The 11,998-nt window shown below is 41.0% G+C and carries 8 protein-coding genes and 1 pseudogene; 6 read left to right on the forward strand and 3 right to left on the reverse strand.

All coding sequences use genetic code 11. From position 1 onward, the window contains the following. Genes ACMZOO_RS02925 through ACMZOO_RS02940 form a run of 4 tightly spaced genes read left to right on the forward strand, consistent with a single transcriptional unit; the run spans position 1 to position 6,623 of the window. On the forward strand, positions 1-1,884 hold the full coding sequence (locus ACMZOO_RS02925) for an AAA family ATPase (RefSeq protein ID WP_440905306.1): 1,884 nt from the start codon (positions 1-3) through the stop codon (positions 1,882-1,884). A 3-nt stretch (positions 1,885-1,887) separates the two neighbouring features. Next, positions 1,888-3,366 (forward strand): type I restriction-modification system subunit M, encoded by a 1,479-nt coding sequence (locus ACMZOO_RS02930; RefSeq protein ID WP_440905307.1) that lies wholly within the window; start codon positions 1,888-1,890, stop codon positions 3,364-3,366. Between the two features lie 2 nt (positions 3,367-3,368). After that, on the forward strand, positions 3,369-4,595 hold the full coding sequence (locus tag ACMZOO_RS02935) for a restriction endonuclease subunit S (RefSeq protein ID WP_440905308.1): 1,227 nt from the start codon (positions 3,369-3,371) through the stop codon (positions 4,593-4,595). 9 nt (positions 4,596-4,604) lie between these two features. After that, a complete protein-coding gene (locus ACMZOO_RS02940; RefSeq protein ID WP_440905309.1) occupies positions 4,605-6,623 on the forward strand; it encodes a hypothetical protein in 2,019 nt (672 codons plus the stop codon). Positions 6,624-7,355: 732 nt separating this feature from the next. Here the strand turns inward: ACMZOO_RS02940 and ACMZOO_RS02945 are convergent. Both ACMZOO_RS02945 and ACMZOO_RS02950 read right to left on the reverse strand, forming a co-directional pair. Further along, positions 7,356-7,985, reverse strand: a complete 630-nt coding sequence (locus tag ACMZOO_RS02945; protein ID WP_440905310.1) for a recombinase family protein — start codon at positions 7,983-7,985, stop codon at positions 7,356-7,358. A 134-nt stretch (positions 7,986-8,119) separates the two neighbouring features. Then, complete coding sequence (locus tag ACMZOO_RS02950) at positions 8,120-9,868, reverse strand: recombinase family protein (RefSeq protein ID WP_440905311.1); 1,749 nt, start codon at positions 9,866-9,868, stop codon at positions 8,120-8,122. Positions 9,869-9,933: 65 nt separating this feature from the next. Between ACMZOO_RS02950 and miaE the strand changes: the two are divergent. Both miaE and ACMZOO_RS02960 read left to right on the forward strand, forming a co-directional pair. Further along, positions 9,934-10,566: pseudogene (gene miaE / locus ACMZOO_RS02955) on the forward strand (tRNA isopentenyl-2-thiomethyl-A-37 hydroxylase MiaE); the annotation flags it as partial. A 140-nt stretch (positions 10,567-10,706) separates the two neighbouring features. Next, the gene (locus ACMZOO_RS02960; RefSeq protein ID WP_440905312.1) at positions 10,707-11,528 is read left to right on the forward strand and encodes a hypothetical protein; all 822 of its coding nucleotides are present in this window, start codon (positions 10,707-10,709) and stop codon (positions 11,526-11,528) included. 1 nt (position 11,529) lies between these two features. Here the strand turns inward: ACMZOO_RS02960 and ACMZOO_RS02965 are convergent, their stop codons facing one another. Continuing rightward, complete coding sequence (locus ACMZOO_RS02965) at positions 11,530-11,988, reverse strand: hypothetical protein (protein ID WP_440905313.1); 459 nt, start codon at positions 11,986-11,988, stop codon at positions 11,530-11,532. Positions 11,989-11,998 lie beyond the last annotated feature (10 nt).

An 11,998-nucleotide genomic window follows, 5' to 3' on the forward strand; every position in this document is an offset into this window, starting at 1 on the left:
ATGGAATTAACACTAGCACCTAATCCTCTGCATCAGCAGCCCCAAACAATAAGCTTGAGTAAAGTGACCACTTTAATTGGTGAGAATGGTTCAGGAAAATCTAGCATACTGCAATCAATTTTTAGCCAAAAGTTAACTCAAAAGAAATACATCGACAAAAAAATAGTATGCTTTTCATCCGGTCAAAACGAAAAGTTCTCGAACGAATTTTTGCGTCACATTAAAAAAACTAATGCAAATGAAAATAACTTGCAATTTTCATGTTTTTATTTTGACAAGTCATGGTCTAAATTGCTGATATTTCTAGCTACTGCTCTAAAGAAAGGCGGCAAGGTACGTGAGTTTCTTACTTCAGCTGGGTATGCAGACGAAGTTGAAGGACTAGACGATACGACAACACTAAAAATAGCGTTTAGATTAGATTCGCAATATGTTAGGCAAGTTGACGAGGCTTTGAATAGAGAAGCTCGCGGGGACATCGATACGATTAGGCAAACTGCTTTTCATAGAACCTTGGAAAGCTTCATTGAAAATTGTATTCGCGATAAATATGACTTTGACGTCCCTATCAAGAAAGATATATTTGAAATATATCCTGAAAACTTACTAGAGGTATCTTTTGACACGGAAAGGTTGGAAGATGGTGAAGACTTAGTAAGCAGGTTCGATCCTGAAATTGGGTTCTTCATTAGAGCCAGCCACAATTCAAGTTTTCTCGATAAAGAAGCATCATCATTGATTTTTAAAAACAAGAACGATGATAATCCGATTGAATTAGGGGACTTAAGTGATGGTGAATTTCAGCTCCTTTTTTTGTATGCCATTATAGATCTCTTTGATAGTAGTGATACGTTATTCATTTTCGATGAGGCCGACTCACACCTGCACTTTGCGAATGTAAAAAAATTCTGGGACAGCCTGAAAAAGATAAAGGGGAATACTATATCAACCACACATTTGTTAGACTCAATATATTGTGTTGGGGTTGAGAACGTTAGGATTTTAAACAAGGGAAAAGTTCATTTACCTTCAGAGTCAAATGAACTAATCAACCGACTTTCACAGCTATCAAATATTAAAAAATCAGAATTTAGAGCCCTAACTTATTACAAGAAAATAGTACTTATTGACGACTTAAATGACTGGTACATATTTCGCGAGTTATACAAAAAGTCTAAGCAAGCTTTTGGTGTTCCAAATGAATATTTTGACGAATTATTTGATCAAGTCGCGGTTGTAAAAGTAAATTCCGGCTGGAACACTCATAACTGCAAATTTGCCGAGTCCAAATTAGGCTGGGTTCAAAACTTTATGAAGTTTTGCGAAGGATTAGACATTAAAACAACAGAGATATTTTTGCTTTGTGACAGAGATAATCTACCAATTGATGGAATAGGCACTGAAGAGTTCTCATTAAAAGTTCAAGGCATCAAGGTTAATACAGGTAACGCCTTGAAAGTTCATGTTTTAAGTTGGCGAAGAAGGGAGATTAAACACTACCTTCTGTCAAATTCAGCACTGGGTGAATGTGTGGCCGCACTTAACAACCACAACCTCCCCGAATCAGCACACTTACAACAATTTCATAATGGCGATTATTTACTGGAGAAATGTGATAATCATTTTAATGTTTTACACGAAACTAGAGAAATAAAAAAAGGCAAAGAGAGTAACTTCGAGGCCAAGCCAGTTTATAACAACTACCTAGCTTCTTTGCCTTCAGATTTTGTGAAAAATATATTATCGCCATTTATAGAAGAGGTTGAAGAAGAGCCGTACGGTTTCAACATTGAAATGTTTCAAGAATATATTTCTCATATAGCTCCCACAGAAATCAGCGAAGATATCACCAATATGTACAATTTTATTATCGGAAAACTATAAGCCATGTCACTACAACAAAAGATTGACCGAATTACCGACATCCTGCGCCGTGACGATGGCATTAGCGGTGCTATGCACTACACAGAGCAAACCTCATGGGTACTGTTCTTAAAGTTTTTAGATGATTACGAGTCTGAAAAAGAAGATGAAGAGGTACTGTCGGGTAAAGACTATCAACCGGTTTTAGATGAAGAGCACCGTTGGTCGAGTTGGGCTTGCCCGAAAGATGCAGAAGGTAGGCTAGACATTAATAAAGTTCGCACGGGCGATGACTTAACCGATTATGTGAATAACGAGCTATTCCCTTACTTAAAAAGCTTTGCCAATCCCGCCGTTACAGGTTCAGACCCTAAATCCTTCGCCTATAAAATTGGGGCCATCTTCCAGTATTTAGACAATAAGGTAGCTTCTGGCCATACCTTGCGTGAAGTGTTGGATATTATTGACACACTGAATTTCCAATCTAGTGATGAAATGTTTGAACTCTCGCTGGTCTATGAAGGCTTATTGCAAAACATGGGCGATGCCGGAGGCTATGCGGGCGAGTTTTATACCCCGCGCCCAGTAGTGCGTGCCATGATTAAGGCCATTGACCCACAAGCCGGACAAACCATTTATGATGCAGCGGCAGGCTCGTGCGGATTCCTAGTCGAAGCCTTTGACCACTTAAAAGCTAAAAAGAGTACGCTTTCTACTGAGCAATGGGACTTTATCCAAAGTGATACCTTCTTTGGTTTTGAAAAAACCTCGCTGGCGTATGTCATGGGAATGATGAACATGATTTTGCATGGCATCGAGTCACCCAACTTGTTCCGAGGCAATACGCTCACCCAAAACATCCGCGATATCCAGGAAAAAGACCGTTACGACATTATTCTGGCTAACCCGCCATTTGGTGGTAAAGAGAAGTCGCAGATTCAACAACAGTTCCCTATCCAGAGTAACGCAACTGAATTGCTGTTCTTACAGCACTTTATGAAAACCCTGAAAAGTGGTGGCAAGGCAGCCATCGTAGTGCCAGAAGGTGTGCTGTTCCAAACCAACAATCAGTTTAAACAAGTCAAACAAGATCTGCTCGAAAACTTTAACCTTCACACTATTTTAAGCCTACCCGCTGGGGTATTTTTACCGTACTCGGGTGTTAAAACCAATGTGCTGTTTTTTGAGCGCAGCGGTGGCACCAGCGATGTGTGGTATTACGAATGCGAGCCTGAGCAAAAACTCACCAAAAACAAGCCAATCACCGACGAGCACTTAAAAGAGTTTGTTGAGTTGTATAGCAGCCGTGAAACCACTGATCGCTCTTGGACGATATCCGCCAACAAATTGGCTGAAGACTATGACCTATCTGCTAAAAATCCAGCCAAGCAACAAGATGCTGAGCATCTAGCGCCCAGCGATATCCTTAAGCAGATCCGCACCAAAGAAAAACTGGTGTCAGGCCTTTTGGATGAAATTGAAGACCTGTTGGCGGAGAAATAAGCATGGAGCAGGTTTTGTATTCATTGCCGGACGGGTGGGAGTGGCAATCCATTGAAGAAGTTGCCAAGATCGGAGCCGATAGAGGATTTGTGCCAACTCCAGATTCTGAAGGGAATGTCCCATTTATTGGAATGACAGATATTGATCAAGAAACAGGTAAAAAGAGCACCTACGAACTACGAAACTTCGATGACGTAAAAAAGGGGTATACAAAATTTCAACGTAATGCGGTACTGTTCGCTAAAATCACTCCATGTACAGAGAATAACAAAACAGCCTTAATCGACAATGTTCACGGTGGCTTCGCTACGACAGAAGTTTTTCCAATTCATGCGTTGAATAGTGTTGATCCAAAATATTTATTGTACTTCTTTAGGTCGCCATCGATTCGCCGTTTTTTAATAGATCAAATGGAAGGTGCAACTGGTCGACAGCGAGTACCTTTAAAGGCATTAAAAAGTGTTAGCGTTCCTGTTTGTGGACTTGAGGAACAAAAACGTGTCGTTGAAAAACTCGATGCACTGCTCACCCGCATCGACACCGCCATCGAGTATTTGCAGGAAAGCGTCACACTGAAAAATAGCCTTCTTCAATCAGCACTCGATGGTCAGTTTTCAGCTATCACTGAGAGAATGACGATTGAATCGCTGGCGGAGGTAAAAGGTGGCAAGCGCTTACCAAAAGGTGAAAAGCTAAGTGATGAAGAGACTGAGCACCCATATATTCGAGTGGCAGATTTTACAGATAAAGGAACGATAGATTTATCTGGTATCAAGTACATATCGAAAGAAATCTACGAACAAATCAAACGCTATGTGATTTCCAAAGACGACCTTTATATCAGTATTGCTGGGACTATCGGTAAGACAGGTTTTGTTCCCTCTGAATTGGATGGTGCAAACCTGACAGAAAACGCCGCTAAATTGGTTATCAAAGATAAACAACAACTAGATTTAAGCTATCTGTATCTGTTTACATTAACCTGTGATTTCTCTGCCCAGGCAGGGTTAGCGACCAAGACAGTTGCACAGCCTAAGTTGGCGCTAACTCGTTTAAGCAAGATTGAAATCCCAATGTGTTCCTTGGAAGAGCAAAATGCTTTGGTTTCGAAAATCGAGGCGCTCAAAGGAAAAATTCACGATGCGGAAGCAGTCCTTCTAGGGAAAATAGAAGACTTGAAAAGCTTAAAAGCATCAATTCTCGATTCTGCCTTTAAAGGCGAGCTCTAAGGAGAGTGTATGAGTTTACAAACCAATCTCAAAGGTCGCTTACGCAATACCTCTTTACCCAAGAGCCACGGCCTGATGCCTGTTTTTGAGGCGGTGGTAAACTCTATTCACTCGATTGAAGAAAAAGGTAATAGCGATAACGGTAAGATTGTTCTTCGGATCAATCGTGCTACTCAGGAGAGCCTAGATTTCGAAGCCAAATCGCTACCACCTATCTCGGGGTTCGCCATAACTGACAACGGTTGTGGTTTTGATGAAACAAACTTTAAATCATTTGAAACACTGGATTCCGACCACAAAATTGGCAAAGGCTGCCGTGGTGTTGGCCGATTGATGTGGTTGAAGGTGTTTGATCTAGTTGAAGTGGAAAGCCATTTTGTCGATGTTGATGGTCAGCTTAAAAAGCGTGTATTCCGATTTGACGATAAATCAGGAGTTCACGGTGAACAAACTCAAGCAGCTACAGAGCAGAAGTCAGGTGCGCTAATCAAGCTGGTGGGATTTGATGAAAGCTATCGAAAGCAATTACCGACCAACGGGCTAACAGTAGCCAATCAGTTACTTGAACATGTACTCTGGTACTTTGTTCGTCAAGGCAGTGCACCCAATATACAAGTCGAAGATGCTGGTGAGGTTTTCGAATTGAATTCCTTGCTCGAAGAACATATGCACGCCAGTGCATTTCTCGAAACTATCAAAATCCGCAATTATGCGTTCGATCTTACCCACATAAAATTTCGTGCTTCGGTAAATAAAAAGCATCAGTTGGCTTTGTGCGCAGCTAATCGGTTGGTTAAAGAAGAATCCATTCAAGGAAAAATACCCGGCTTGTACGGCAAAATATCTGACACATCTGGAGAATTTATCTATACCTGTTACGTGTCTTCAGGCTACCTAGATGAGCGTGTACGCAGCGAACGCACCTCTTTTGATATTGCCGAAAACGTAGAGGATATGCTCAACGAAGTAAGTTTTAAAGATATTCGCGATTCAGTGCTCGCACGCACTAAAGAATATTTGCAAGATGTTTTGGCTGATAATGTCTCAGCGGGTCGTAAACGAGTAGATGATTTTATTGACAATCATGCACCGAGATACCGGCCTATTGCTCATTATGTAGCAGAAGAGCAGCTTATTGTTGACCCTGAAAAGTCGGACAAAGACTTAGAATTACATCTACATGCCCAGTGGTATGAGGTCGAGCGACAGCTGGTGAGCGAGGGGCATGACGTCATGCAACCGAAGAATGAAGAACATGCAGAGGAATACAATAAGCGGCTAAATGAGTATCTGCGCAAAGCTGAAGACCTGAAAAAGTCAGACCTAGCCAATTATGTGTCACATCGAAAAGTCATTATCGACCTGCTTCAAAAATCCATCGAACGCCTAGAAGACGGTAAGTATGCCCGAGAGGATATGATTCATGAGCTCATTATGCCGATGCGGAAAGATTCCAGCGAGGTTTTTCTGGATTCTTGCAACCTTTGGTTGATCGATGAACGTTTGGCATTTCACAACTATTTGGCTTCCGACAAAACTCTGAAGGCAATGCCAATTACTGGTAATGATTCGACAAAGGAACCGGATGTACTCAGCCTAAGAGTGTTTGATAACCCACTGCTTGTTAACGATCAAACCAGTTTTCCCCTTGCCGCTATCACCGTCATCGAAATCAAACGCCCAATGCGCAATGACATGCGAGAGGGCGAAGATAAAGACCCAATTGATCAAGCGCTCAGTTACTTGGAGCGAATACGTGAAGGGAAAGTAACGACAAAATCTGGTCGCCTGATACCTGGCAATAACGATATCCCCGGATATTGCTATGTCCTTTGTGACCTGACTGAATCCATGCATCGCCGCTGTCGCCGAGCCAATCTTCGGATCACATCCGACGGCATGGGTTACTTCGGCTATAATGAGCCATCGCATGCGTATATTGACGTGATTAGTTTCGACCAGTTAGTAAAGGCGGCCAAGGAGCGTAACAGGGCGTTCTTTGATAAGCTTGGTTTGCCTTCGGCTTAGGATAACTTTAATATTCAATCACGCACTTCCAATGCTCTTTAGCTTTACGTTTTAAACTGCATAAGCAAAAAGCATGGTATCGCCGCACAATGATTTGCAAGCTCACTTTAATATTCGATCACGCACTTCAACAGTGCTCTTTAGCTTTCCGTTTTAAACTTCACAAGCAAAGAGCATGGTGTCGTTGCAGAATGGTTTGCTAGTTGATTTTAATATTCAATCACACACTCGTAAATTAAACGGTGCGAACAAGACGCACGGTGTCGTTGTGCAATGATTTACAAGCTAACTTTAATACTCGATCACGCACTTCACAATTCTCTTTAGCTCTCAGTTTTAAACTTCACAAAGAGCCTGGTGTCGTTGCACAACAATTTGCAAGCTCACTTTAATATTCGATCACGCACTTCGGAATGATATTTCAGGCATTAATATTCGATCACGAACCCGTACGAACAGGAAGCACGGTTCTGTTGTACAAGGCTTTGCGAGCTCACTTTAATATTCAATCACGCACTTCGGAATGACTTTCAGGCTTTAATATTCAATCATGCACCCGTAAATTAAACGGTACGAACAGGAAGCATGATTCTGTTGTGCAATGATTTACCAGCTAGCTTTAATATTCGATCACGCACTTCAACAGTGCTCTTTAGCTTTCCGTTTTAAACTTCACAAGCAAAGAGCATGGTGTCGTTGTGCAATGATTTACAAGCTAACTTTAATACTCGATCACGCAGATACGCACGGAACTAGCCGCATTTCCTTTTTTACTCGGTACACAGTTGCTACGCTACAACCAGACAATTTAGCCACTTCTTCCGCAACTAGGTTTTTATCTATATATTTAGCCACCTTGTCTCGAATAGCCTGATCTTTGCTACGGCCGCCAATAACTTTACCCGCAGCCTTAGCTTTCACTAAACCTTGTTTGATTCTTTCCCGTCGTTTTTCGTTATCTTGACGAGCCATAGTGGCCATAAGATCAAGTAACATATTATTGACTATTTTTAGTATGTTACTGGTTAAATCATCGTCACTTAATAATGTGTGAGTAGTTGGTAAATCGGCAACAATTAGTCGTAGTTCTTTTTCGTTGATAATCGCTTTTAAATGATGCCAGTCTTCAAGTGAAAGACGAGATAAGCGATCCACACTCTCAACTAGCAGTATTTCGTCAGCATTCGAGTCAGACAACAAGCGTCCCAATTGAGGGCGCTCTAGCTTTGTGCCTGTATAATTTTCTACATACTCCCCAACAATTTTTATATTATTGTTTTGGCAAAAGGTCATCAGCTCTTGCTCGGCGCGATAGGCGTCTTGCTCTTTAGTGCTAGCTCTCAAGTAAATTCTGGCATTCATATCGGTCTCACATCTCATTAGCCATTAGCGTAACCATGTTCATTGATAAACTATCAATAGCTATCCGGTTAAATGCCTATTGATAGTAAATATATTTCGGTCTTACGATGCAAAATTTTCTTATTCAACTATAGTCAATTGAAACCATATTTAGACTTAGTTTTTTGATGTGCATCATCAATTTCTTTTATCTTATTGTCGAAATTGGTGAATAAATCATCAATTAGCTGTTCAGCCTTTTGATCAACCTCTTTGAATGCCTCAGCAGGCTTTGTTTTACGAAGGTTTTGGATTTCAACTGCATGTTTCCAGTAAGCTATATCTCCATATGTCATCTTTGTAAGCGGGTAGAACAGGTTTTCTTCACTGTAATATGTATTCGAAATTTCTAATGTTGGTACCGGATAACCATCACAATTAACGACATAATTCTTATGTTTTCTATCAAAGCCTGTGTATTCGAAGTTTTTCCCTTCGTCGAAATACAGCTTAGTACCGTCTAGATATGCGTATAGCTGCAATCGATGCATCGTTATATTAAAGTTCTTGGGGTCTTCTAAAAGATCAATCATGTCAGGCAATATTAGCTCGGCGCTCTCAATATAACTCTCTTTTTTCAACTCTTGTAATTGTTGACGACGATCTTCTATCTCTTGATCAACAGCTAAGATATATTTAAACGCATTGCGCACTGCTGCATCGTCTCCAGCGCCTTCGGCTTCGTCTGACACAGCTTGATAGTTATCTCGCTTTGCGACTAATTTAGATAGCTCTCTATTAAGCACGCTCTCTTGTTGTAGCCTTTCTTTGTTGACCTCTGATTTTGTCAGTCGCTCCAATATCGTGTTTCGTGAATGCTCGAAGTAAAAGTAGTGGGCAACTACAAGGGGAAAAGTTCTTTCAGTAGTACATTCAGGCGCCCGCTCGCCCTTCCGTTGAGTATTACTGCACCTGAGTATAGGAAGCGAGTAGCGCTGCGTTTTTTTATTAAAAGTACGTTGGATGCTCATACCGCAGCCGCAACCTCGACAGCGAATCAATCCACTTAGCGGCCATTCACTATCAGGCTTAACATTTTTATATTGGCGCTTTTCACGAACATCTTGTGCCTGATAATAAGTAGCTTCATCAATAGCAGCCTCATACACCTTATAACCTCGCCACATGCCAATCACCGATTCCATTGAAATCCAATCCATGAGTGTACTGGGATTAGTTGTATCTAAGAAAGAGACATCGGGGTACTTTTCTTTAATCGCTTTTAATATGTTTCTTTGGCCTTGGCCGGATAAATATAGTTTGAAAATATCCTGAAGTATGCATTTGTGCTGATTGCAACTGCCGTCTTGTTCAAGCCAAAAAGGTCTTCGCAATTTGGGGGTTATGCCTTTCTTAGCGTCTTCTTCACGCCTAACATAACTACCTTTGACTTTTCTTGAACGGTATTCTGAGTCTTCGAATGCGGCTTTTATTTCAAGTATTAACTCAATTCTACCAACGAGATCGTTAACAGCATCAGGGTCATATATTTTGTCCTTCTTTGTAATAGCAACAGATACTCCATAATTCCAAAGTTTCTTTAAAAGACCTTCGGCTTCATCAATGTCTTGTCTTGTTAGGCGGCTAAAGTGTTCAATAAGCACTATGGATTTTGGCTCGATTAATCCCGCCTCCATACGCGCAATGAATTCCCCCAGTGCTCCAGTGGATACGTTCTTTCCTGTGTAAGCAGACATAGCTTCATCAACAATTTCCTCAGCAAGCTCACAATCTGGGTGTCTGCTAAGCCAGCTTTTAAGCTGCTCCGACTGTCTGTGTAGGGAGCTATTTCCTCTTTGTGCATCTGAGCTAAACCGCTGGTATGCATATACTTTACGTTTCATGATATTTTGAATTTTACCAAAATTTACAGTGGATCCTAATCAATGTGCACACATAGGTCAATAGCGAGCTCAAGGCTGCCCAAACCGCAATGTGGTTAATTCGCAAATATGCGGTTGATAAAGAAAGTGGTGATGCTCTGCTTGCTTGGTTACATCCATACGAAGATTTTATCTACCGTAAAAAGGGTTCGCTAGACACATTAAAAGATAGCAACAAACTAAGTAAAAACATTCAAGCACGTGCTGATGCCAAATACGGCCAAGATTTAATTGATAAAATGGTGCTGTTAATTAAAGAAGAACTTCACCACTTTTATCAAGTACTTGAGATTATGCAGGCGCACGGCATTGAATATAACAATATTACTGCCGGCCGCTACGCCAAAGGGCTGATTCGCCACGTAAAAACCCACGAGCCAGCAACATTAATCGACAAACTTATTTGTGGTGCGTATATAGAAGCACGCTCTTGTGAGCGTTTTGCCAAATTAGCACCACACGTAGATGATGAGCTGGGTAAATTTTATATCTCTTTGTTACGCTCAGAAGCACGTCACTACCAAGATTATTTAACCTTAGCCGAAGAAATTGCCGGTACAGATATCAGCGAGCGCATTGCATTTTTTGGTGAAAAAGAAGCTGAGCTTATTTCAACGCCAGATTATGAATTTAGATTTCACAGTGGTGTGCCAGCGTAAAACACGTCTGAACTCATTCTGCTAATTTGGCGGTTTACGTCTTTACGTCTGTTAACAGCCAATTACAATTTACAACAGATTACCTTGCTTTCCAGAGCTAAGCTTAACTGTATAAGTTAACAACAATAAGGAAGGTAATTATGAACACTAACAAATTAGCAATTGGCGCTGCATCCCTCGCGGCGATAACAGCCTTGGCAGGCTGTGACAACGACTTCGATTACCATATCGATGAAGACCAACATCATGTAAGAGTGTATGTAGATGATGAACAACTAGCGTGTGACTCATCAAATGTAATTAGCTTAGCTCAAAGCGCTTTTGTTTTAGCTGAACAAGACATTGAGATGCACTGTAGTCAAAAAGGTCATGATGGTTTTAGTTACACTGAAAGCTGTGGCTCAGATACCGGCAGTATCAATATTTTTACCATTCATATGGGTGACTTAGCCGAAGCTGAAAACCTAGGTTTTGCCCGACTAGCAACTTTAGACAGTCCGCAGTTTGATAATATGTGTGAATATAAAGTCATTTCTGATCATAAAAAATATCATTTATTAGACCAAGTTAAAGACGCAATAGATGCTTGGCAAACGTTAGATTCAGATCACTACGAATTTAAGTTTGACCAAAGTTTTGCTGACTGCCCAAATGTAACCGCTCCGCCTACTATGCGTATCACGGTTGAAGACGATGTTATTAACCAAGTGTACAACATGGATACGCAAGAGTTTGTTAATGACATTTCGGGCTTTAAGACCGTCAGCGAATTGTTAGCCGAATTTAAGTTACAAATATGGATGTCGCCAAAATCAGCAGGTCTGTCATCATCAGAGCCATATAAAATGCCAAGTTATAGCGATGATGGTGTGCCTTTAAATTATTATTTTGACCAAGGCACTAATGTCTGTGATGCACCCAATACCAGCATTACAGACTTTACCAATTTAGCCAGCTCGTAAATTATTGTGCGGCGCTCATTTGTTTGAGCGCTTCTGGCAATATGAGTTGATTATATTCATGCAACTTCTGATTAATCAGCCCTTCTAAGCGCAGCTTTTCTTCTGGGTTACCTAAATTGCCATCTAGCTCTTTTACTAAGGCTTCAATTTCAGCTTGTTTATCGGCTAATGCTTGCTGATTGTCGGGTGTAATGGCTTGGGCGTTATTTTGCCTTTCAACTTGTATACTGTCTTTTTCTGCTGGCTGAGCTTGAGTTTTTTCCGGCGCAGCTAAATGCGAGCTACTTGATTCTGTTGGGATGTTTGATTTGGGTTGAGACTCACTCGTTTGACGATTTTTATCTAGTACATTCATTACCAACACGGCACCGACACATATAACAATTGCGCCAACTACATTGATAACTTTTTGTTTAGCGGTCATTCGACCAATTTGCGTGTGTTTTTCTGAACTAGACATAGTCGCTTCG

The sequence above is a fragment of the Catenovulum sp. SX2 genome (assembly GCF_052056295.1).
GTDB lineage: Bacteria > Pseudomonadota > Gammaproteobacteria > Enterobacterales > Alteromonadaceae > Catenovulum.